The sequence below is a fragment of the Microbulbifer elongatus genome (assembly GCF_020524885.1).
GTDB classification, from domain to species: domain Bacteria; phylum Pseudomonadota; class Gammaproteobacteria; order Pseudomonadales; family Cellvibrionaceae; genus Microbulbifer; species Microbulbifer elongatus_A.
Genome location: NZ_JAIVKJ010000001.1, coordinates 1,552,841 through 1,574,729, shown reverse-complemented (window position 1 = coordinate 1,574,729; position 21,889 = coordinate 1,552,841). Strand labels below are relative to the sequence as shown.

Annotated in this window: 21 protein-coding genes and 1 tRNA gene; 4 read left to right on the top strand and 18 right to left on the bottom strand. The window is 57.9% G+C overall.

What is annotated here, in order from left to right; all coding sequences use genetic code 11:
- Positions 1-164 precede the first annotated feature (164 nt).
- A complete protein-coding gene (asnS, locus tag LC059_RS06690; RefSeq protein ID WP_226703031.1) occupies positions 165-1,565 on the top strand; it encodes an asparagine--tRNA ligase in 1,401 nt (466 codons plus the stop codon).
- 100 nt (positions 1,566-1,665) lie between these two features.
- Here asnS and LC059_RS06685 read toward each other — a convergent pair whose 3' ends face one another.
- The 15 genes from LC059_RS06685 to LC059_RS06615 form a co-directional block, all read right to left on the bottom strand.
- Positions 1,666-2,646: a malate dehydrogenase gene (locus LC059_RS06685; protein ID WP_226703030.1), complete on the bottom strand. Its 981-nt coding sequence runs from the start codon at positions 2,644-2,646 to the stop codon at positions 1,666-1,668.
- Between the two features lie 78 nt (positions 2,647-2,724).
- Positions 2,725-3,357 (bottom strand): dUTP diphosphatase, encoded by a 633-nt coding sequence (locus LC059_RS06680; protein ID WP_226703029.1) that lies wholly within the window; start codon positions 3,355-3,357, stop codon positions 2,725-2,727.
- Between the two features lie 32 nt (positions 3,358-3,389).
- Positions 3,390-4,166: a TatD family hydrolase gene (locus LC059_RS06675; protein ID WP_226703028.1), complete on the bottom strand. Its 777-nt coding sequence runs from the start codon at positions 4,164-4,166 to the stop codon at positions 3,390-3,392.
- 177 nt (positions 4,167-4,343) lie between these two features.
- Entirely contained in the window at positions 4,344-4,697 is a 354-nt protein-coding gene (locus LC059_RS06670; RefSeq protein ID WP_226703027.1) for a PilZ domain-containing protein, read from the bottom strand.
- Between the two features lie 175 nt (positions 4,698-4,872).
- On the bottom strand, positions 4,873-5,916 hold the full coding sequence (locus LC059_RS06665) for a DNA polymerase III subunit delta' (RefSeq protein WP_226703026.1): 1,044 nt from the start codon (positions 5,914-5,916) through the stop codon (positions 4,873-4,875).
- Complete coding sequence (tmk, locus tag LC059_RS06660; protein ID WP_226703025.1) at positions 5,913-6,551, bottom strand: dTMP kinase; 639 nt, start codon at positions 6,549-6,551, stop codon at positions 5,913-5,915. The genes LC059_RS06665 and tmk overlap by 4 nt, the downstream gene beginning before the upstream one ends.
- 38 nt (positions 6,552-6,589) lie before the next feature.
- Positions 6,590-7,711, bottom strand: coding sequence for an endolytic transglycosylase MltG (mltG, locus tag LC059_RS06655; RefSeq protein ID WP_226703024.1), 1,122 nt, complete (start codon positions 7,709-7,711; stop codon positions 6,590-6,592).
- 63 nt (positions 7,712-7,774) lie between these two features.
- On the bottom strand, positions 7,775-8,671 hold the full coding sequence (locus tag LC059_RS06650; RefSeq protein WP_226703023.1) for an aminotransferase class IV: 897 nt from the start codon (positions 8,669-8,671) through the stop codon (positions 7,775-7,777).
- A gap of 75 nt (positions 8,672-8,746) precedes the next feature.
- Positions 8,747-9,988 (bottom strand): beta-ketoacyl-ACP synthase II, encoded by a 1,242-nt coding sequence (gene fabF, locus LC059_RS06645; protein ID WP_226703022.1) that lies wholly within the window; start codon positions 9,986-9,988, stop codon positions 8,747-8,749.
- 170 nt (positions 9,989-10,158) lie between these two features.
- Positions 10,159-10,395 (bottom strand): acyl carrier protein, encoded by a 237-nt coding sequence (gene acpP / locus LC059_RS06640; protein ID WP_010130751.1) that lies wholly within the window; start codon positions 10,393-10,395, stop codon positions 10,159-10,161.
- Positions 10,396-10,619: 224 nt separating this feature from the next.
- Complete coding sequence (gene fabG, locus LC059_RS06635; RefSeq protein ID WP_226703021.1) at positions 10,620-11,375, bottom strand: 3-oxoacyl-ACP reductase FabG; 756 nt, start codon at positions 11,373-11,375, stop codon at positions 10,620-10,622.
- A 66-nt stretch (positions 11,376-11,441) separates the two neighbouring features.
- The gene (gene fabD / locus LC059_RS06630) at positions 11,442-12,386 is read right to left on the bottom strand and encodes an ACP S-malonyltransferase (RefSeq protein ID WP_226703020.1); all 945 of its coding nucleotides are present in this window, start codon (positions 12,384-12,386) and stop codon (positions 11,442-11,444) included.
- An 86-nt stretch (positions 12,387-12,472) separates the two neighbouring features.
- Positions 12,473-13,507, bottom strand: a complete 1,035-nt coding sequence (gene plsX, locus LC059_RS06625) for a phosphate acyltransferase PlsX (RefSeq protein WP_226703019.1) — start codon at positions 13,505-13,507, stop codon at positions 12,473-12,475.
- 3 nt (positions 13,508-13,510) lie between these two features.
- The gene (gene rpmF / locus LC059_RS06620) at positions 13,511-13,702 is read right to left on the bottom strand and encodes a 50S ribosomal protein L32 (protein ID WP_043316110.1); all 192 of its coding nucleotides are present in this window, start codon (positions 13,700-13,702) and stop codon (positions 13,511-13,513) included.
- Between the two features lie 90 nt (positions 13,703-13,792).
- Positions 13,793-14,335 carry a YceD family protein gene (locus LC059_RS06615; RefSeq protein WP_226703018.1) on the bottom strand — a complete coding sequence of 181 codons (543 nt, stop codon included), beginning with the start codon at positions 14,333-14,335 and terminating at the stop codon, positions 13,793-13,795.
- Positions 14,336-14,458: 123 nt separating this feature from the next.
- Here LC059_RS06615 and LC059_RS06610 point away from each other — a divergent pair, with 123 nt between their 5' ends.
- Positions 14,459-15,064, top strand: coding sequence for a Maf family protein (locus tag LC059_RS06610; RefSeq protein WP_226703017.1), 606 nt, complete (start codon positions 14,459-14,461; stop codon positions 15,062-15,064).
- A gap of 29 nt (positions 15,065-15,093) precedes the next feature.
- Here the strand turns inward: LC059_RS06610 and LC059_RS06605 are convergent, their stop codons facing one another.
- The 3 genes from LC059_RS06605 to rluC are packed head-to-tail and all read right to left on the bottom strand — an operon-like array spanning position 15,094 to position 17,719.
- The gene (locus LC059_RS06605; protein ID WP_226703016.1) at positions 15,094-15,933 is read right to left on the bottom strand and encodes a carbonic anhydrase; all 840 of its coding nucleotides are present in this window, start codon (positions 15,931-15,933) and stop codon (positions 15,094-15,096) included.
- A gap of 60 nt (positions 15,934-15,993) precedes the next feature.
- Positions 15,994-16,638, bottom strand: coding sequence for an HAD-IA family hydrolase (locus tag LC059_RS06600; protein WP_226703193.1), 645 nt, complete (start codon positions 16,636-16,638; stop codon positions 15,994-15,996).
- A gap of 55 nt (positions 16,639-16,693) precedes the next feature.
- A complete protein-coding gene (gene rluC, locus LC059_RS06595) occupies positions 16,694-17,719 on the bottom strand; it encodes a 23S rRNA pseudouridine(955/2504/2580) synthase RluC (RefSeq protein WP_226703192.1) in 1,026 nt (341 codons plus the stop codon).
- Between the two features lie 773 nt (positions 17,720-18,492).
- On the opposite strand from rluC, the gene rne reads away from it, so the two are divergent.
- On the top strand, positions 18,493-21,627 hold the full coding sequence (gene rne / locus LC059_RS06590) for a ribonuclease E (RefSeq protein ID WP_226703015.1): 3,135 nt from the start codon (positions 18,493-18,495) through the stop codon (positions 21,625-21,627).
- Between the two features lie 124 nt (positions 21,628-21,751).
- Positions 21,752-21,839: transfer RNA gene (locus tag LC059_RS06585), tRNA-Ser, on the top strand.
- The last annotated feature ends 50 nt before the right edge of the window (positions 21,840-21,889 follow it).

Genomic DNA, 21,889 nt, shown 5'->3' with positions numbered 1-21,889 from the left:
TGCCCGCGCTAATTGCCGTACGTGGCCACAAGCCGCGTTTACGACCTGCATAAATAGCCGCGTGAGGATATCCGGGGTAAGACTATCCGGGATGAGGCACTCGGGCCCCAAAGATCGGCCCGGCCTAGGCGACACCAGCAAACGCGAACAACAAGAGCACCATCATGCAAGTTGAATCTATCGACACTCTTTTGAAATCCACCCAGCGCGAAGGCGAGCCTGCCCGCGTTCAGGGCTGGATCCGTACCCGCCGCGATTCCAAGGCGGGCCTGTCTTTCCTCGCCGTTCATGACGGCAGCTGCTTCGACCCGATCCAGGTGGTGGTGGAGTCTTCCATCAACAATTACCAGTCCGAAGTTCTTCGCCTCACTACGGGTTGCGCAGTCGATATTGAAGGCACCATCAAGCCTTCCGAGGGCAAGGGCCAGTCCATCGAATTGCTCGCCTCCAGCGTCACCGTTGTTGGCTGGGTGGAAGATCCGGACACTTACCCCATGTCCCCCAAGCGCCACACGATGGAGCACCTTCGCGAACACGCTCACCTGCGTCCGCGGACCAATGTGAGCGGCGCCGTGGCGCGAGTGCGCAACTGCATCGCCCAGGCCGTGCACCGCTTCTTCCATGAGCGCGGGTTCAACTACATTCACACGCCGATTATTACCGCTTCCGACTGTGAAGGCGCGGGTGAGATGTTCCGGGTGAGTACCCTCGACCAGACCAACCTGCCCCTGACCGACAAGGGTGAGGTGGACTACTCAGAGGATTTCTTCGGCGAGGAAACCTTCCTCACCGTATCCGGCCAGCTGAACGTGGAAAGCTACTGTCTGGCGCTGTCCAAGGTGTACACCTTCGGTCCCACCTTCCGCGCAGAGAACTCCAATACCACCCGCCACCTGGCGGAATTCTGGATGGTGGAGCCGGAAATCGCGTTTGCAGACCTGGCGGACTGCGCCAACCTTGCAGAAGAAATGCTGAAATATGTATTCCGTGCGGTTCTGGAAGAGCGTCCGGACGACATGGCATTCTTTGCCCAGCGCATCGACAAGGAAGCCATCTCGCGCCTGGAAAACATCATCGACAATGACTTCGCGCGTATCAATTACTGCGAGGCCATCGAGATCCTGGAAAACTGCAAAGAGAAGTTCGAGTTCCCGGTTTCCTGGGGTATCGACCTCGCTTCTGAGCACGAACGCTATCTGGCCGAGAAGCACTTCAAGAAGCCGGTAATCGTGCTCAACTACCCCAAGGACATCAAAGCGTTCTACATGCGCATGAACGACGACGGCAAGACCGTTGCGGCCATGGATGTTCTCGCCCCCGGAATCGGCGAGATCATCGGCGGTTCCCAGCGCGAAGAGCGCCTGGACAAGCTGGATGCCCGGATGGATGAAATGGACATCCCCAAGGAGCACCTGGACTGGTACCGGGATCTGCGTCGCTACGGCACCGTACCGCACGGCGGTTTCGGCCTTGGCTTTGACCGCATTGTTTCCTATGTCACCGGTATGGGTAACATCCGCGATGTAATCCCCTTCCCTCGCACGCCCCGGAACGTAAAGTTCTAAAACGTGAAGTTCTGATTTCACCGTCAGAAACTTCGAGGCATAAAAAAACCCGCACATTGAGCGGGTTTTTTCGTTTTCGCGACTGTGTCAGTCGACGAAATCAGGGCAGCAGGTGCGCAACGGCATCGCGCTCTTCTGCCAGCTCGGTCTCGGTCGCAGTCATCTTCTCACGGGAGAAATCATTGATGTCCACGCCCTGTACGATTTCCCAGTCGCCGTTCTTGCACACAACCGGGAAGGAGTAGATCAGACCTTCCTGGATGCCATAAGAACCGTCGCTGTACACGCCCATGCTGGTCCAGTCGCCTTCGGCGGAACCCAGTGCCCAGTCGCGCATGTGGTCGATGGCGGCGTTGGCAGCAGAAGCTGCAGAGGACGCACCACGAGCCTTGATGATGGCCGCACCGCGCTGCTGCACAGTCGGGATGAAGTCGTTTTCGTACCACTCCTGCTCAACTTTGCCCATGGCGTCTTCGCCCTTGACCTTAACCTGGTGCAGGTCCGGGTACTGGGTAGCAGAGTGGTTGCCCCAGATGGTCATGTGGGTGATGTCGTTGACGGTGGAATCGGTCTTGTTGGCCAGTTGAGTCAGGGCACGGTTGTGGTCCAGACGGGTCATGGCGGTGAAGTTACGCGGATCCAGGTCCGGCGCGTTGCGCTGGGCGATCAGTGCGTTGGTGTTGGCCGGGTTGCCGACTACCAGAACTTTCACATTGCGCGCAGCAACGTCGTTCAGGGCTTTACCCTGAGCGGAGAAGATCGCGGCGTTGGCTTCCAGCAGATCCTTACGCTCCATGCCCGGTCCACGCGGACGCGCGCCAACCAGCAGCGCGTATTCGGCGTCCTTGAAGGCAACGGTCGCGTCGTCGCTCTGTACGATGCCGGCCAGCAGCGGGAAGGCACAATCTTCAAGCTCCATGGCTACGCCTTTCAGCGCTTCCAGTGCCGGGGTAATTTCCAGCAGCTGAAGAATAACTGGTTGATCCTTACCCAGCATTTCGCCGGAAGCGATGCGGAACAGCAGCGAGTAGCTGATCTGACCGGCGGCGCCGGTAACTGCAACACGAACAGGTGCTTTCACGATGTATCTCCGTTGTTTTCAGGCGCCCGCATTATAGGGCCTGGCAAATTAAATGCATTATCCTTTGGTCGCAAGTTATCAGGCCAAATCCTTCTGAGAGCCCGGATAACGGCTTTTCAGCGCCGTATACAGCTGATTGCTGAAATTTTCTGCTGCACTGTCTAAAGATTCAGCGATCTCTGCCAGGTGTTCATTGTCTTCCCTGCCGCCCCACAGTTTCTCGTAGGTGCCGTCTTTGTAGCCGTGGTCCTGACGGAAACGGTTCAGGACATTTTTACCAACGTAGCGGCGGTACAGATCCTCGAACGGCATTTCACAATCGGCCATTAATTGTGCAAATCCAACCAGATCGAACTGCTTGGTGGAAAGCGTATTCAGGGTAAAAGCCTCCAGGTTTTCGCGGAAGCCACCCGCCACCGGTTGCTTGGCGGAGAGCTGCCGCTCCATTTTTTCCGCGACGGCTTCCGGACTACCCTGCTGCAGTTCCAGGCTCAACCCAAAGTGCCAGATGTCGACCAGCTCCAGCTTGACCTGCTCCATCTCCGGCTGCTGTTTTTTCCACCACTTCCATCCGTAGTGATCGAGCAGCTCAGCGCTCTCCACCCAGATGGCGCGATACCAGGCAAAGTTCTGCTCGCGCCAGTGTTCATTGACCAGCGTATTGATCTCGTCCTGCAGTGCCAGCATGGTCTGCAATTGCTGTTGCAACATAAAGATTAATCCTAAGAGTTCAGGGCCCGCACCTAAGCAGCGCGGGGAAAAAGACGGAAGAAGTTTTCGCTGGTAATGGCCGCGAGCTCTTCATAGGAAATACCTCGGAGCTCTGCAATAAACTCGGCCACTTCCCGCACATAAGCCGGAATGTTTGGCTTGCCACGGTAAGGCACCGGTGCGAGATAGGGAGAATCGGTTTCTACCAGCAGGCGATCCAGCGGCACCTGTTTCGCGACTTCACGAAGCTCTTCCGCATTCTTGAAGGTCACGATGCCAGACAGAGAGATGTAGTAGTTAAGGTCCAGAGCGGCCTTGGCCATGTCCCAGCTCTCGGTAAAGCAATGCAGGACGCCAGCGTGCTCGCGACTGCCGTGCTCACGGATAAGGTCGATGGTGTCCTGGCGCGCATCCCGCGTGTGCACGATTACCGGCAGAGCAACCTCTTTGGCAGCCTGCAGGTGAGCGATAAAGCTCTGCTGCTGCACCTCTCGGGTCTCGGTGCTGTAGTAGTAGTCGAGCCCGGTTTCGCCGAGGGCGACCACGTTGGGGCGCGTCGAGAGGGATTTGAGCTTGTCCACGTCGGCAAGCCCGGATTCCACGTCCAGTGGGTGGACACCCACGGAGCACACTACATCGTCATAGCGGCCGGCAATATCGACCACATCGTCGACGTTTTCCACGCTGATGCCGACACACAAAAACTTGCCCACACCCCGGCTGCGCGCCAGCTCGAGCACGGCGTCCAGGTCGCCATCAAATTTGTCCAGCTTGAGTCTGTCGAGATGACAGTGAGAATCTACCAGCATGACACTCTTTCTATTGGTACAGGCATGCGCCTGTAAATGAGCCCCCGCGGCGCGAACCACAGCGGGCGGAAAAACGAAGTTGGGAATTATACAGATAGAATGTCCGGTACGCGCGCTCTGGCACCGGACCATGCAAGGCAGGAAACGGGGGCACGAAATATGCCCCGGCAGGCAGTATTACAGGGTGTGGGTGGGACGACTGGACTCCAGCGACCCTGCCAACAGCGTCTCGATCTTGCTCTGGGCAGTATTTTCCTTGTCGCTGAACTGGATACCAATACCCGGAGTGCGGTTACCCTGTGCACCATTAGGAGTAATCCATACTACCTTGCCGGCAACCGGTAGCTTTTCCGGTTCATCCATCAGGCTCAACAGCAGAAAAACCTCATCGCCGAGGCTGTAGGTTTTGTCGGTATTGATGAACAGGCCACCATTCTTCACGAACGGCATATACGCCGCATACAGCACGGATTTGTCCTGAATTTTCAGCGACAGGATACCGTTGCGGGCACCGCCCCCCATACCTTTCATATTTGACCCCGTTTCGGATACAACCGGTTTTTCTTGTGCTTAGCATTGTTGATTTTTCGCGCAATTGGGCGCAACAAAAAGGCCCGCAACGCACTATTCCGCGCCAACTGGTAACTTACCCCGGCTGCGCGCGCCCTGTCTACTGCCACACCGTATTGGTGATACCTCCATCTCCCTAGCGAAAAAGCGCAGACCAGCGAATCAACAGCTCTTCCATCAACAGGCGCTTGTTGGGGTTGCTGTTGCCGCTCAGCAGGCCACGGGCTTTCAATAGCTGGTCGTAAAACGCAAATAACGGGCGCTGGCTCTCCGGACCCGAGCCCGGCAAGCGCTGCAAGAGTGCCATCACCGGCGCATCCGCCGCCTCATCGGTACTGCGCGCCTTCAGCATTTGCCCCAGCCAGCTTTGCCAGAACTGCAACAGCAGATTCAGGTCCGCGCCCTCCCCCGGGGATTCCCAGCGCCCAGCCAGGGTCACCGGATTCTCATCGCCACGGGTAAGCGCAGTGATATCTGCCAGAAACTGATCGCGAATTTCCCGGGCTTCCGGCTCCATGAGTCTCACCGCCAGCAACGGCGCCCCGCCTGCGAGCGATAGTGCACTGCTGGCCTGCTCACCCTCAACACCACTGTCGCTCAACCAGCGTAGAGAGGACTGTTGTGGCGGTACCGGAAAGGCGATGGTCTGGCAGCGACTGCGAATGGTCGGCAGCAGACCGGAGGGGTTATCGGTGATCAACAAAAAGATCACCGAACCCGAGGGCTCCTCAAGATTTTTCAGCAGCGCGTTGGCCGCATTGATATTCATGGACTCAGCGGGAGCTAGCCAAACCACCCGGGCCCCTTCGCGCGCACTGGTGCGCCCGACAAACTCCCCGAGTTCACGAATCTGCTCGACCTTGAGCGGCCCCTGCTCTTTTTCCGGCACCACACGGATAAAATCCGGATGCGAGCCAGCAATCCGCAGATGACAGCCACGGCATTCGCCACAGGCAAGACCGTGACGCGGCTGGTCGCACAACAAGATAGCTGCAAAGGCATCGGCAAACCGTCGCTTGCCCAGGCCTGGCTGCCCGCTAAGTAGCAGCGCGTGCGGGCAACGCCCGGCAGTCCACTGGGCCCCCAGGCGCTGCCACTGCGACGCCTGCCAAGGCAATGGCGAAGGAATCGGTATAGGCGCTTCGACAGTGGTTTCAGCCTTATCAGACACTTTGCTCATTGATCACCCGCAATGGCTTCAAGTTCGCGTGCCAGATGCGCCTGCACATCCTGCAGCGGCAGAGATGCGTCAATCAGTGCATAGCGGTCGGGTGCGGCCTCAGCACGTGCGCGGTAGGCTGCGCGGACCTTGCGGAAGAATGCGGCCTGCTCACTTTCAAATCGATCGGCCTCACCGGTCGCCGCCGCTCTCTGCAGCCCGATTTTCGGGTCCAGATCCAGCAACAGCACGCGATCTGGCCGCAGGTCTCCCTGAACCAATTGTTCCAGCTCACCAATCATGGCACGGTCCAAACCGCGTCCGCCGCCTTGGTATGCATAAGTGGCATCGGTAAAGCGATCGCAAATCACCCATTTGCCATCGGCGAGTGCAGGTTTGATAACCTGGTTAAGGTGCTGCGCTCGTGCGGCAAACACCATCAGCAATTCTGCCGTGGGGTCCACGGATTCCTCGCGCTTTTCCAGCAGCAGCGTACGCAGCTGTTCTGCCAACGGTGTGCCGCCGGGTTCACGGGTCTGGACGAATTCGATTCCCTGGCGTTCGAGCCACTCGGTAATAAATCGGAGGTTGGTGGACTTACCAACGCCCTCTCCCCCCTCGAGGGTAATAAATTTGCCTGAAGTCTGTTGTGACATGAAATCTCTGTCGACCGGGTTTACTTCCGGTTCTCTAATTAATCGCTGTCTGAGTTCTTTACCGGACTGGAGCGGTAATCGGATCGACGCTTCAACTGATATTCGCGCACCGCGCGGTTGTGTTCGTTCAGCGTCGAGGAAAAGTGATGAGAGCCATCGCCCTTGGCAACAAAGTATAAACTGTTGCCATCTTTAGGGTTTAGCGCCGCATGGATAGCTTCACGCCCCGGCAATGCGATGGGCGTGGGTGGCATTCCGCCAATCACGTAAGTGTTATAGGGCGTAGCATTACGCAAGTCTTTGCGGCGCAGGTTGCCATCATAATTGTCGCCTAACCCATAAATAACCGTAGGGTCAGTCTGCAACCGCATGCCGCGGTCCAGGCGCCGCACAAACACGCCTGCGATTTCATCGCGCTCCCAGGGCACACCGGTTTCCTTTTCCACGATGGAAGCCATGATCAACGCCTCGTAAGCGTCTTTGTAGGGAAGGTTTTCAGCGCGATTTTCCCACTCCTGCGCCAGCACCGAATCCATACGCTCGGCAGCCTGGCGCAACAGATCCAAGTCCGAAGCGCCGGAGCGGTAAATATAAGTATCCGGGAAAATGCGGCCTTCTGGATTGCCTTCAAGCCCCAGCTCTTTCGCTGCGGCATCTACGGATGCTCCCGCGTCCGTCTGACGAATCTTGTTGGAATTGCGGATCTGAGAAAGCGCCTGCGCGAAAGTCCAGCCCTCGACAATGGTGACGCGGTAGCGGGTAACATCGCCACGATTGAGCCTTGCCACAAGATCCATGGCATTGCTGCCCGCAGGAATCATGTATTCACCGGGATGAATACTGCTCTGGTCTTTTACGCGCGCATACAGCCGCACCCAGAGCGGTGAGCGCAGTACGCCCTCCGACTCAAGGCGTGTCAAGACTCTGGAGAGATTACTACCGGTCTCGACATCCATACGAAAACCATCGACCGGAACCTCAAGCGGCTTGATCAGCGCGTTCTGCGCAGACCAGAAGGCTACCCCACCGCCGGCCACGCCGAGGAGAAATAGCAGCAGGAATCCACGGAGCCACCTGCCGAGGCGACTACTATCAGCGCGCTTTTTCGCGTTGCGTTTCGCTTTTATTTTTTCGGCCGATTTGCCGTTTTTGTTCGCCACGTTTTGTACAACCAATTGTTACTGCGATGGATTCTGGACGGTTATGCGGGCCAGAGAGCTCAGTTACCACAGCGCGTCAGCAATCATCGCCTGAACACTGCGGGTAGCCGGGCCGTTTTTCAAAACCCTGGCGGTTCCGGATGGCGCCCCTACTTCGAGGGATAGTTGCACCACTGGCACCACTCCGCGCACAGCATTACAGACCGCGAGTTCCTCAGCCTGTTCAATATCCGCAATCAGGAGGTCATCTTCCCTGATTTTGACCCGTCCCGCCAGCCACTCGAGCATGACCCCGCGAACCCCGCATTTGCGCAGGCTTGGGGTGATCCAGTGACCGTTTCGCCACACCAACAGGTTGCTGCGCAACCCCTCGATTACATGACCGGCACTGTCCTGCAGCATCCCTTCCTGAAACAGGCCGTTGTCCACGTCAGCTGAGAGCGCACCCAGCTCTTCTTCTGCACGGCGGTAAATATCCCGCTGGAGTAACTTACACCCGCGCAATGAATCCTGCGCAGTGCCATTTCTCGGTTCCGCCAATTCGCCCGCTGCAGCACCGGTTGCAAATGGGGAAACCGAAGCCTCTTCCGTCACGCGGGTGCTACAGAGTGTCAAGGCCACTCCGCGGGCCCAGGGCGACTTCAGCTCCAGGGGCACTACGGCAAAGTCCCATATCGTTTTGTCTTGCACAACGCCGTAGCGGAGCCGTACTCGAGCACCCTGCGACCAGCCGGCAGTCTGCTGGGCAATGGCGATCGCCTGGGCGTGAATCGTTTCGAGGGTGGACGGAGCTGGAGCGGCCGAACGAGCGAGACGCGCCATATGACCGGCGAGGAGAGGGATAATACCGCCCTGCGCGCGCATGGTTTCCAGCACACCGGCGGAGAACGCAGCGTCAGAAGGCAGGGGTCCCGCGGTTCCGCCAGTAGAAGACACAAAGAATGGCGAGGGACTTGTCACAGGAGGCGGTGTCACAGGGGATAGGAACAGGTGCTGGCCCGTGCGCGCGGCGCAGGACCAGCTCCCCGAGGCGGGTTAGACCCGCTGGAAAACCAGCGAGCCATTGGTACCGCCAAAGCCAAACGAATTCGACAGCACCGCGTCGATTTTCATTTCCTGCGCCTTGTGCGGCACCAGGTTCACACCCGTGCAATTTTCATCGATGTTATCGAGGTTGATCGTGGGCGGTGCCACCTGATCCTGCAGAGCCATCACAGAGAAGATCGCCTCGATGGCACCGGCTGCCCCCAGAAGGTGACCAGTCATGGATTTCGTGGAACTCACCGCGAGCTGATCCAGATTACCGCCAAATACCGAGCGCACCGCAGCGATTTCCGCCTTATCACCCAGCGGGGTGGAGGTTCCGTGCGCATTGATGTATTGCACGGCAGAGGGCTCAAGGCCAGCATCCTTCAGCGCGTTCTCCATGGAGAGTGCTGCGCCGGCACCATCTTCGGGTGGCGAGGTCATGTGGTGGGCGTCACCACTCATACCAAAACCAATGAGCTCTGCATAAATCTTTGCTCCACGCGCTTTGGCAAACTCGTACTCTTCCAGCACCAGCACACCAGCGCCCTCACCCAGCACAAAGCCGTCACGGTCCTTGTCCCAGGGGCGACTGGCGTTCTGCGGATCATCATTGCGTGTAGACAGTGCACGTGCCGCACAGAAACCACCGAGACCAACAGGCGTGGTCACCATTTCCGCTCCGCCGCACACCATCACATCGGCATCGCCATATTGAATGCTACGCATGCCCAGGCCGATGGCGTGGGTGCCGGTAGTACAGGCCGTGGTGGTCGAAAGGTTTGGGCCTTTCATCCCGTATTTAATAGAGAGATTGCCGGAAACCATATTGATGATGGCGCCGGGCACAAAGAACGGAGAAACCCGACGGGGGCCCTTCTCCGCAATCAGCATGGCATTGTTTTCGATGGCAGCAATGCCACCCATCCCGGAACCGATGCAGGCACCAACGCGCGGTGCATTGGCATCGGTCACTTCCAGGCCGCTGTCTTCCACTGCCTGGATAGCGGCGCTCAGGCCATACTGCAAAAATATATCCATCTTGCGCGCTTCTTTCTGCGCGATATGGGGCTCGGGGTCAAAGTTTTTTACGGTTGCGGCAAAGCGAGTGCTAAACGCCGATACATCAAATGACTCGATCGGAACGACACCACTTTTTCCTGCCAACAATGCAGGCCAGGTATCTTCCAGGGTATTTCCCAGCGGGCTAACGGTGCCCATTCCGGTAATAACAACTCTTCTACGCGTCACTTGCGCCTCCCCCGAAATCAATCAAACACACCGGTTACTCGAAAACGTTTACCGGTCGCTTTTTACAAGGTTCAAATAGACGGAGAGCCGCGCTATGCAACATAGAACGGCTCTCACAGTACAACAGTAAAGGGCAACACTTACCCAATACTTATGCTATCCAGCAGGAATCAACCGAGGTTCTGGTTGATGTAATCGATGGCCAGCTGAACAGTGGTGATTTTTTCTGCTTCTTCGTCAGGAATCTCAGTTTCGAATTCCTCTTCCAAAGCCATTACCAGCTCAACTGTGTCGAGGGAGTCAGCGCCCAGATCTTCAACAAAGGATGCTTCAGGTTTTACATCTTCTTCCTTCACGCCCAGTTGTTCAGCAACGATCTTTTTTACGCGCTCTTCAATGCTGCTCATGATTCAATTTAACTCCTAGTGGATAAAAATCTGTTTTGGTCACTGTTTAAAATTTACCCACGACATGTGGTTATTCAGTAACCGGCTAACACAGCTAACGGTTAATGCGAGGCGGCATTGTACCCTGATTTTTTCGGGATGTAATGCACCGCCTCCCAGCAACCCATGAATGATAAAAATTAACTTACCAATCAATCACTTACGTCAATTTTCTCGAAAGAAAATCAACCCATATACATGCCGCCATTCACATGAATGGTCTCTCCGGTCACATAACCACCAGCATCGCTGGCCAAAAATGCAACAACAGAGGCAATCTCTTCCGGCGCACCCAAGCGGCCCAGCGGAATCTTGCCCATCAGCGCTTCACGCTGAGCTTCCGGCAGCACCTTGGTCATATCTGTATCAATAAAACCAGGCGCAACGGTGTTTACGGTAATTCCGCGGGAGCCAACTTCCGCCGCGAGTGCGCGAGCGAAGCCGCCAACGCCAGCCTTGGTTGCCGCGTAATTGCTCTGACCCGCATTACCCATACTACCCACGACGGAACTGATGTTGATGATGCGGCCCCAGCGGGCTTTGGTCATATCACGCAGACAACTTTTGCTTACACGGAAGACAGCGGTGAGGTTGGTGTTCAACACATCTTCCCACTCATCATCTTTCATGCGCATCAGGAGATTGTCTTTGGTAATACCCGCGTTGTTCACCAGGATGGTGGGGGCACCAAATTCTGCCTTAACCGATTCCAGCACAGCAGCGATGCTGTCGAGACTGGTTACGTCCAGTTCTTTACCGGAACCTTTGATACCTTTCTCGGCAAAACGTGCAGAAATTTTTTCCGCGCCGCCGGCACTGGTAGCAGTACCGATGACGATAGCACCCTGAGCGCCCAGCAGGTCTGCAATCGCTGCACCGATGCCACGACTGGCGCCAGTGACGAGGGCAACCTTGCCTTCAAGTGAAGTTGAAATAGTCATAATTTCTCCCGACTCCCCTCCTTTGCAACCTGTATTGTGAACAGGTGACAGCGGACGGGTTCGTAATTATTCTGCGGTGGATTTAACGGCTTCCGACAACTGTGCCGGTGTTTCAATATTGTGTGCGGTGAGACTGCGGTCGATACGCTTGGCCAAACCGGCCAGTACTTTGCCTGGACCACATTCAACCAGCTGTTCGGTACCTGCCTCCGCCATCGCCTGAACGCATGAGGTCCAGCGAACCGGGCTGTAGATCTGCTCGACCATCAGCGCCTTGATCGCCGCGGGATCACTCTCCGGCTTGGCGTGCACGTTATGGATTACCGGGATTTCCGGTGCGCGAAACTCGGTCGCCTCGATTTGTGGCGCAAGTTTTTCCGCCGCCGGGCGCATCAGTTCTGTATGGAATGGAGCGCTGACGGGCAGCGGTAGCGCGCGCTTGGCGCCGGCGGCCTTACAGGCTTCAATCGCCCGCTCGACGGCCGCCGCACTACCAGCGATGACCACCTGACCCGGGGAGTTGTAATTGACTGCGGTTACTACGCCGCCCTGAGCAGCTTCGGCACAAGCGGCTTCTACTGCCTGATCATCCAGGCCAATGACCGCAGCCATGGCGCCCTCGCCAGCGGGTACAGCCTCTTGCATCAGGCGGCCACGCTCACGGACTAGACGCACAGCGTCTTCAAACTGCAAAACGCCGGCACAAACCAGTGCGGACCATTCGCCAAGGCTGTGACCTGCCATGCGCGCAGGGGCCACACCACCCTGGGCTTGCCAGGCACGGTAAAGCGCCACGCTGGCGGTAAGCAACAGCGGCTGGGTTCGCTCGGTGAGATTGATATCTTCCTGCGCGCCGTTCTGGCACAGATCCCACAGATCGTAACCGAGGACCGAGGAAGCTTGAGAGAAGGTTGCGCCGATTTCCGGGAAGGCCTCAGCGGCCTCCGCCAGCATACCAATCTGCTGGGAGCCCTGGCCGGGAAATACAAACGCCAAAACTGGGTTGGTCATGGAACATCCTTTAACCAAGTGGGTGAAGCCTTGAGTAAAAGGGGCTGGCCGGAAGTTTCAGACCGCGATGCGATCAGGCGCTTGGCCTAATCACATCCTGCCTGCTGCTGTGCCTGTAGCGCCATGGCCCGGCCCAGCTGCAGTGCCAAATCCGATTCGGCACACTCTTTTGCGGTCAGCATCGCGCGATAAAACGCCTCGCTACTGGCACCGCCATGACTCTTGATGACGTTGCCTTCCAGCCCCAAAAAGCTGGCGCCATTATAGCGACCGGGTTCTAGCTGTGCGCGCCATTTTCGCAACAGATTTATGGCTAATTGGCCAAAAAAGCGCTTGATCGGCGCCTTCTTGTCAATCGTGAACGTCTTCTGACCTATGAGTCGGATAACGCCCTCGGCGGATTTCATGGCCACATTACCCATCAGGCCATTGCACACCACCACATCCACGATACCGGTAAAAATATCGTGCCCTTCGACGAACCCAACGTAATGAATCGAGGGTTCAGCCTGCAGCATCTTGCCGGCACGCCGAATCTCTTCGGTTCCCTTGTGCTCCTCGGCACCGATATTTAGCAGCGCGACGGTCAGTTCCGATTTACCCGAGAACACCCGCTGCGCCTCCTGCCCGAGACGAGCAAACTGCACCAGGTCTTCAGCGCTGCAGTCCACGTTCGCACCCAGATCCAGCAGAAAACAGGAGCCATCGGCCGTCGGCAGGGATTTACCCAAAGCCGGCCGGCGCACACCTTCAACTGTGCCGAGAATACTGCGGCCGAGAGCAAGCAACGCACCGGTGTTACCGGAAGTCACCATGGCGCCACAATCACCACTCTTCACCGCCTCCAGTGCGCGCGCCATGGAGGACTCGCGCTTGTGGCGCAGTGCCTGGACCGGATTGCACCCCTGGGTAATCACCTGGGCACAGTCGACCACCTCGAGGCGCTCACGCACCGAAGGGGGTTGCTTGATCAGAAGGGATTGCAGCTGGGAGCGGGGGCCGAACAGTTTGAGTTCTGCCTGGGGATAGCGGATAAGAAATCTTGCGCAGGCCGGAACGACAGAGCGGGGACCTAAGTCCCCGCCCATCGCATCCACGGCCAATCGTAATTGGCTGGACAAAGCTTACTCTTCTTCGGAAGAGCCGCCCACGTCAATCACTTTGCGACCACGGTAGAAACCGTCTTTGGTCACGTGGTGACGGTGGTGCTTCTCACCGGTGGTCGGATCAACGGACAGAGTCGGTCCGCTCAGAGCGTCGTGAGAGCGGCGCATGCCGCGACGGGAACGGGTTTTTTTGTTCTGCTGAACAGCCATTTGGTGCTCCTAAACATAACTAACAGTTTACACCGGAACCGGGGCGCCTACCGGCGAGCCCAAACCCTTCAAACATCTCTCAAGACCAACTCAAGACTTGTTTGACGAACCCTTCAACTGTTCCAGTACTTTAAAGGGGTTTTCCTGTTGCTCTACCGCTTCCGGCTGCTCGCCACCACTCTTGAAGGTCTCCTTGGAGACACATTCCTCGTCGTGGAAAGCCACCATCGGCAAGTTGAGCAAAATCTCATCTTCCAATGCCTGATACAGATCCAGCTCATCGCCATCCTGTATCACCGGGTCGAGAGATTTAGGCAATGACTTGCCCTGCTCTTCCGACCACACAAAGCCCCAGGCTATATCAGCCTCAATCTGCTCGCTCACCGGCTGCAGGCAGCGCTGACATAACAGCTCCACCTCCAACTGAAGATGCCCGGTAGCCACCTGGTTACGCTGCAGATCTCTGGCAAACGCCAGGGTCACTGCCACATCACCTTTTACTGACTCCGTAGACGCTACCAGTCGCGAAAGCTCGTTTCGCGGAACAGTACCGTCCAGTTGCTGCTCGCGCTGCACCAATTTTCGTGCATCAATGCGTCGCGGAAGCGCAGATTTATGGGGGGGTATCGACATAAGCGCGCAATTCTATGGACTCACCTGAGCCTTGTCAAAACAATTCAACCACCGCATGATCAGCGGCCCCGGACCGACCGGAATCACCCTGCAATCCAGGAAGCCAGACCGGAAACAAGAACCATGCGCCGACTGATTCTAGCCTCCAGCTCCCCCTATCGCCGCACCCTCCTCGAAAAGCTGCAACTGCCGTTCGAATCGGCAAGCCCCCATATAAATGAAGAAGCATTGCCCGGCGAATCAGCCCCTCAGCTCGCAATCCGGCTCGCCACCGAGAAAGCCCGCGCCCTGTGTGACCAGCATCCGGATGCCCTCATCATTGGATCGGACCAGGTAGCCGAATGCCAAGGGCGGCAGCTGGGCAAGCCGGGCACAGTGGAAAACGCCGTGGAGCAGCTCATGTTCTGCGCCGGCCACCCGGTCACCTTCCACACCGGCCTGTGCGTAATGGATAGCAGCAGTGCCTCGCACACGGTTGTGTGCGAACCTTTCCGCGTGTATTTCAAGAGCCTGAGCAGAACCGAGGCGGAACGCTATGTCGAACTGGACAATCCGCTGGATTGCGCCGGATCGTTTAAAGCCGAAAGCTTAGGGGTCGCCTTATTCGAAAAAATGGAAGGGAATGACCCAAATTCACTGGTCGGGCTTCCATTAATTAGGCTAGTTGAAATCCTTCGGACGCAAGGCATCAGCCCGCTAGCCAGCAAAGCGTCAAAGTCGCAACAGTAAAACTGGGTACACGAGCGGCCAATCCGCGCTCACAACCCGGAATCCGAGGGCAAACCACCGAGACGCATGGAGCGCACATGGCGCTTATTGAGTGGCTGAACGGGCCGATTGTTGGGGCCGATAATGGAGGTCAGCGCCTCAATCTGGGCCGCCGACATGGTTGGATGGGCTCGCAGCACAAACCACTGCACACCCTCACTGCAAGGGGGTGTGGTCAGCGATCCGTTATACACGTAAGCGCCCTCCCCCTGGGGAACATGTAAATGCAGATCCAGGGTTAACCCTTCGAGGCTTTTTCTCTCCCCCTTTACCTTTGGGAGGTGAGGAGCAATCTTCGCAAAACTGGGGCTTTCGTCCCCCTCGTCAACAAGAACACCCACAACCACAAAGTCGCCAGACTCACCCTGGTGCACAAAGTGCATCTCCACAGGGAACTGCCGGCCATCAATCGTGTGCTCGCTGGGCGTGTGGAAGTGGAACTGCTTCAGCTGATAGGCTTTTCCGCCGACATTGAGCTTGCTGCCCTCGTCCACGTTGACCTGAATGGTGTGACCATTGTCCACCACATTTTCAACGTGCTGGTGAAATGCAATATTGAGTTCTGAGGTGCGGTAGTCGAATACCAGTGGCGTCTCACCATCCACCTCTTTGTGGTCTATATCGACCGGAGACTGGGAAGCCCCACTGCTACAAAGTACATACTCGGGGCTGAGATTACCCCACTCTGCAGGCCCCTCCGTACCTTCATAGCCCCAATGAACATGCCGGCCAGAGCCATGCCCCTCATCAGAGCAGGAAGCAACAACCAACAACACGGGCGCAAAGAGCAGGCAGCGCGCGACACAGGTGTTTGCAGCCGACAATTTCATGAAAACTCCCTTTTCACTCCCCAAGGCAATCCGTCAGGCGCCCTCAATCAGGGCTCACCCTCAGGCAACGAGAGGCGACCATTGCAGCAATTCAGTAAAGTGATCGATGATTCGATGAGGCCGACAGTCAATTAAGCGCTCACGACTGTGGACGCCATAACTCACACCCACCGCGGCCATGTTGATGGCGGACGCCATTCTAAGGTCGTACTCCGTATCCCCAACCATGACAGCCTCGGACACATCCACCCCCGTTTCCGCCAGGATCTCCCGCAACATAAGCGGGTTCGGCTTGGAGGCGGTCTCATCCGCGCAGCGACTCACAGGGAATAGATGACCGAGCCCATGGTCGGCAAACTCTCGATTCAAGCCGCGACGGCTTTTGCCAGTAGCTACTGCCAACTGGTGACCCGCGCACAGCAGCGTGTCCAGCGTTGCCAGCACACCATCAAACAGCGGCAGCGGCTCCTTTGCGGCAGCAATCCACTCTTCAGCATAGAAGTCCCTGAGCCGCTGCCGCTGCTCGCTATGGGATTCCGGGAAAAGCTCGGCGATCGCCTCGGGCAGGCCGAGACCAATGATATTGCCGATCGCAGCAGGCTCGAGCACAGGTAGCCCCACGCGGTCGGAAGCCCGCTGCATACAGGAAATGATGCGCGCCTCAGAGTTACACACAGTGCCATCCCAATCGAGAATCACCAGCATCACCAACCTTCCTTTATTTGCACCTAGCGTAAATCACCAGTAGCGGGGAAGCGCTTCAGCCCTTCCGCAGCGCCGCCAGTACCGACTCGAGCTCTGATGGCAGAGGCGCCTTAACATCAACGCGGGTTCCGTCTGGCAGGGTGCAGCCAACCCGCGCAGAGTGCAGGAACAGGCGCTTGAGGCCAAACTCCCGAAACGCGCCGTTGATCTCATCGGTGGCGTACTTGGTATCACCCGCCAGAGGACAGCCCACAAACTGCGCATGCACCCGGATCTGGTGCGTACGACCGGTAACCGGCTCTGCCGCCACCAGGGTCGCCCCCTTGAAGCGCTCTTCCACCTGGAAGCGCGTGGTCGACGGCTTGCCCTCACCATCCACGGTGACCATGCGCTCCCCGCTCTTCAGGGTGTTTTTGCGCAGCGGCGCCTCGACCAATTTCTGACCTCGCGGCCATTTACCTGCCGCAAGCGCGAGGTAAGATTTGCCCATCTTGCCGGCGCGCAGCTCCGACTGCACGTGCAGCAGCACGGAACGCTTACGGGCCACCAGGATCGCGCCACTGGTATCGCGGTCCAGGCGGTGAACCAGCTCCATAAATGGACTGTTGGGATACATCTGGCGCAAAGCCTCGATCAGCCCCAGTCGCACGCCGCTGCCGCCATGCACCGCAAGCCCCGCCGGCTTATTCACAACCAGCAAGCCACCCTCGTCATACAGTATGGCCGCCTCCAGGGTTCGGCGCAGGGACTCGCCCGCCACTGCTGGCGCCGACTCCTCAGCCACACGAATCGGGGGAACACGCACCTGATCACCGCCCTTCAGGCGGTATTCGGCCTTTACCCTTCCTTTATTTACTCGTACCTCGCCTTTACGCAAAATCCGGTAAATTCTGGAGCGCGGCACACCCTTGAGGCGCGCCTGCAGGAAATTGTCGATCCGCTGCCCGGCCAGCTCCTCGGGCACTGTAAGAAACTGGACGCCACTCCCTAGCTTGTCAGACGCACTACTGGCGCCATCTCTGCGGGAATCGGCGGACTTGGGGGGATTGTTTGGGGGGCTACTTCGCATGGGGCGCATGATAGCCGCAAGCCTCCCCCATTTGAAGCGCCCCGATTGATGCCCCAGAAACACCGTGGTATATTCGGCCGGCCTGAATTGGGGCTGGTTTTCGGCGGTGCACGGTTTTTCTGCTATACAAAAACCCAGGTGCCGCTCTCGAGAAAATACCGCCAGTCGGGCCGGTGCGCGCAATGTCGCGTTATCAACAAAACTTTGTCGGTGAGACTCTTCAAGAGCACGTCGCAAGATGGTGCCCAGGGATAAAGGCCAAGAGGCCATTCCCGAAGCTCTCGCCGACCCGACCCCGTAAACAGACGGGATTATTGCGAAGGTAAGACGGGCTGACGCCCGCAGCGCTTGGAACAGACTCTACTCGTTACATCTCGCTCCGCGAATTTGCGCCAGCGACCGAACTGGCCCCCGGCCCCTGCAAGTGATGCAAAGTGGCACACGCGCAATGCCGGCAACTACTAGACAAGACCATAGGGCCCAGCCAAGAGCCGGCCCCGGAGCTAGGAAAAGATGTAACCCATGCTGCCCCACACCGGGCTGCAGTCAGGACCCGCCCGGGAACTTTGCGGAGCCGGCCTGACAGGAAGCGGATACCCGACCGAGAAGCGGTATCCAGAGTTAATAATGTATGTACGCACAGGGACCCCAAATGGTGCCCTGCAAAGCGTGCCTACTGCACGGCGATAGTTGAAGGGCACGCCCTCCCCTACCCCGTGAACACCAATGCCTGCGAGCTTCAGCGGTGTTTTTGCCTTTGCGCAACGCAAGGAAAAAATAGACGCATGAAGAGAATGCTGATCAACGCAACCCAGCCGGAAGAGCTGCGTGTTGCACTGGTCGACGGCCAATGGCTGTACGACCTGGATATCGAAAATCGCACCCGCGAACAGAAAAAAGCCAATATCTACAAAGGTAAAATCACCCGCGTAGAACCCTCCCTGGAAGCCGCCTTTGTTGACTACGGTGCTGATCGCCATGGCTTCCTGCCGCTGAAAGAAATCTCCCGCGAATACTTCCTCAAACAGCCCAAAGACATCGAAGGCCGCATCAAGATCAAGGATGTGGTCAAAGAAGGCATGGAAGTGATCGTCCAGGTCGACAAAGAAGAGCGCGGCAACAAGGGTGCGGCACTGACCACCTTTATCAGTCTCGCCGGCCGATACCTGGTATTGATGCCGAACAACCCACGTGCTGGCGGCATCTCCCGTCGCATCGAAGGTGACGAACGCAGTGACCTGCGCGACGCCCTCTCCAGCGTGGAAGTGCCTTCCGGCATGGGCATCATCGTGCGCACCGCTGGCGTGGGCCGCAGCGGCGAAGAACTGCAATGGGATCTCAACTACCTGCTGCAGCTGTGGGACGCCATCAAAAAAGAGGCCGACGACTCCAAAGCGCCACACTTCCTGTTCCAGGAAAGCAACGTCATCATCCGCGCTATTCGCGACTATATGCGCGATGACATCGGCGAAGTCATCGTTGACGAAAACGGCGCATACCAGCTGGCTGCAGAGTTTGCCCGCCAGGTAATGCCGAACTACGCCAACAAGGTGAAGTTCTACGACGACAATATCCCGCTGTTCAACCGCTACCAGATTGAAAGCCAGATTGAGACCGCGTTCGAACGCGAAGTGAAACTGCCCTCCGGTGGCTCCATCGTTATCGACGTGACCGAAGCGCTGATCTCCATCGACATCAACTCCTCGCGCGCCACCAAAGGCGGCGACATTGAGGAGACCGCGCGCACTATCAACCTGGAAGCCGCGGACGAAATCGCTCGCCAGCTGCGCCTGCGCGACATGGGTGGCCTGGTGGTCATCGACTTTATCGACATGCAGAACAAGTCCAGCCAGCGCGAAGTAGAAAAGCGCATGGAGAAGGCCCTAGGTATGGACCGCGCCCGCGTTCAGGTCGGCCGCATCTCCCGCTTCGGCCTTCTGGAAATGTCTCGCCAGCGCCTGCGTCCGTCCCTGAGCGAAACCACCCACCGCGTATGCCCCCGCTGTAGCGGCCAGGGCACCATTCGCGGCACCAAGTCCCTCGCCCTCTCCATCCTGCGACTGGTTGAAGAAGAAGCGAAGAAAGAGCGCAGCGCAGAGATCCGCGCGATCACTCCGGTGAACGTGGCCACCTACCTACTCAACGAGAAGCGCAAGGCCATCTCCAATATCGAAGCGCGCAACAACACCCGTGTTGTCGTTGTACCGAATGCAGATTTGGAAACCCCGCACTTCGAAGTTCTGCGCCTGCGTGACGACGAGACCACCCTGGAAACCTCTTACAAGATTTCCGGCACCATCGAAGAGTCCGTTGAGAAGAACAAGGAAGACGAGCCCCAGCGCGCTCCGGCCCAGCCTGCGGTACAGCAGATTGCGCACACCGCGCCGGCACCGACTCCTGTAGCCAAGCCCAGCCCCAAGGCCAAGGCGAAAGAAGAAGCCAAACCCGGACTGTTCAGCCGCCTGGTCAGCGCGATCTCCGCCCTGTTCAGTGGCGAAGAAGAAGAGACCGACAAGAAGCACAAGAAAACCCGTGGCCGCGGTAAGAACTACCAGCAGCAACGCAACCGCAACCAGCGCGGTGGACGCGGACGTGGCCGTGGAAATCGTGGCGGCCGTCGCGATGACCAGCGCAGCGATGAGCGCAAGGACGATACCCGCTCCAAGCGCGGCGACAAGCGTCGTGACGACAGCGAAGCGAAAGAGCGCCGCAGCGAGAGCCGCGATGCCAATCGTGAAGGTGCACGCGACAGCGCTCGTGACAGCAACCGCGAAGGTCAGCGCGAAGGTCAGCGTCGCAGCCGCAGACGTCGCGGCGGTGATCGCCGCAACGAGCCGCAAACCACCGCAGCTGAGGTTGAAAGCACCAACCTCGACAACACGGCGGAAGCGGTAGAGTCCGGTGATGATCATCAGCGGCCCGCGCGTCGCCCGAGTAACGTACGCGGACGCCCGCAGCCCCGTCGTCGCGGCCGTCGCGGTGGTGACAGAGGCGAAGAAACTACCGCTGCAAGCGAGCAGCAGGCAAAGTCCGAGTCCTCCGCCAGCACCGAAGGCGAAGTGACTGCGAAGGCCGAGCAAGCCGCCGAGCCGCAGCAGCGTAAGCCGCGGGCCAAGCGTGAAGACAAGCCTGTGACCAAGGTTGAGCCAAAAGCTGAACAGCAGCAGGCTGAAAAGCCGACCGAACAACCCGAAAGCGATGCCAAGAGCCAGGAAAAGGCAAAGCAGCCGTGGGCTGACGCCCAGGTTCCTTCAGAGGTGAAGGCAGAAGCCACCACCGAAGAAGCACCGAAGGCAAAAGTAGAGTCCGAATCCCCCGTCGTGGAGGAAGCGACTCAGGCCGCCAAACCGGAAGTCACTGCAGAACAGGGTGAGCAGGAAGCCGCCAAGCAGCCTACAACCGAGACTCCGGTAGAGACCAAGGCCGAGGCGCCTGCTGAAACCAATGTCGCCCAGGCGCCAGAAGCAGAAGTGAAGGCCGAGGAAACCGCCGAAACCCAGAAAACTCACGTGGAAGGTGACTTCCTCGCGGAAGATCAGGAAGAAGTGGCAGCCAAGCTGGCTGGTGATACCGAGCAATCAGCAGAGACCGCTGCCGTTGCTGACACCAGCATCGAGGCCTCCAACGAAGAAGCGCCGCAGAGTGAAGCTGAAGCGAGCGCGCCTGCGACTAAGGCCACGGCGCCCAAAACTCGCACACCCGGCCGCGCCAGTAACGACCCGCGTATCAACCCGAAGCCTCTGGTTGATTTCAAAGTCGTCACTGCCCGTCCAGAAGTTGGCGAACTGCGCCCGCTCGATACTGCCCAACCGGCAAATATCGAGCACAGCCCTCGCCCACTCCAGCGCCCGGCCAACGACCCGCGCACCAAGCGCAGCGCCAGCGTTGAAAGCAACTCCGACTCCACCGAAGTAGGCTGACAGGAGTAGCGGGGATAAAATGGGTTGGCTGCTCAAAAATGCAGCTAACTCATTGAAGTTCCTAAAAAAAGTTTCTGCGCACTTGTACCCGCAAAACAGCTCGGTATAATGCGCAGCACAATTTGGTGGGGTGGCTGAGTGGTCGAAAGCGGCGGTCTTGAAAACCGTTGACTGTAACAGGTCCCAGGGTTCGAATCCCTGCCCCACCGCCATATAAAAGAGCCCGGCTATATGCCGGGCTTTTTTGTATGGTGCTGGGGTA

Bases quoted from the DNA above. Each gene is read 5' to 3' on its own strand.
- fabD (WP_226703020.1), bottom strand. From the start codon at position 12,386: ATGACCAACCCAGTTTTGGCGTTTGTATTTCCCGGCCAGGGCTCCCAG.
- LC059_RS06610 (WP_226703017.1), top strand. From the start codon at position 14,459: ATGCGCCGACTGATTCTAGCCTCCAGCTCCCCCTATCGCCGCACCCTC.
- LC059_RS06615 (WP_226703018.1), bottom strand. From the start codon at position 14,335: ATGTCGATACCCCCCCATAAATCTGCGCTTCCGCGACGCATTGATGCA.
- acpP (WP_010130751.1), bottom strand. From the start codon at position 10,395: ATGAGCAGCATTGAAGAGCGCGTAAAAAAGATCGTTGCTGAACAACTG.
- LC059_RS06665 (WP_226703026.1), bottom strand. From the start codon at position 5,916: ATGAGCAAAGTGTCTGATAAGGCTGAAACCACTGTCGAAGCGCCTATA.
- tmk (WP_226703025.1), bottom strand. From the start codon at position 6,551: ATGTCACAACAGACTTCAGGCAAATTTATTACCCTCGAGGGGGGAGAG.
- LC059_RS06605 (WP_226703016.1), bottom strand. From the start codon at position 15,933: ATGAAATTGTCGGCTGCAAACACCTGTGTCGCGCGCTGCCTGCTCTTT.
- LC059_RS06670 (WP_226703027.1), bottom strand. From the start codon at position 4,697: ATGAAAGGTATGGGGGGCGGTGCCCGCAACGGTATCCTGTCGCTGAAA.
- LC059_RS06600 (WP_226703193.1), bottom strand. From the start codon at position 16,638: ATGCTGGTGATTCTCGATTGGGATGGCACTGTGTGTAACTCTGAGGCG.
- rne (WP_226703015.1), top strand. From the start codon at position 18,493: ATGAAGAGAATGCTGATCAACGCAACCCAGCCGGAAGAGCTGCGTGTT.
- rpmF (WP_043316110.1), bottom strand. From the start codon at position 13,702: ATGGCTGTTCAGCAGAACAAAAAAACCCGTTCCCGTCGCGGCATGCGC.
- fabG (WP_226703021.1), bottom strand. From the start codon at position 11,375: ATGACTATTTCAACTTCACTTGAAGGCAAGGTTGCCCTCGTCACTGGC.
- LC059_RS06675 (WP_226703028.1), bottom strand. From the start codon at position 4,166: ATGCTGGTAGATTCTCACTGTCATCTCGACAGACTCAAGCTGGACAAA.
- LC059_RS06680 (WP_226703029.1), bottom strand. From the start codon at position 3,357: ATGTTGCAACAGCAATTGCAGACCATGCTGGCACTGCAGGACGAGATC.
- asnS (WP_226703031.1), top strand. From the start codon at position 165: ATGCAAGTTGAATCTATCGACACTCTTTTGAAATCCACCCAGCGCGAA.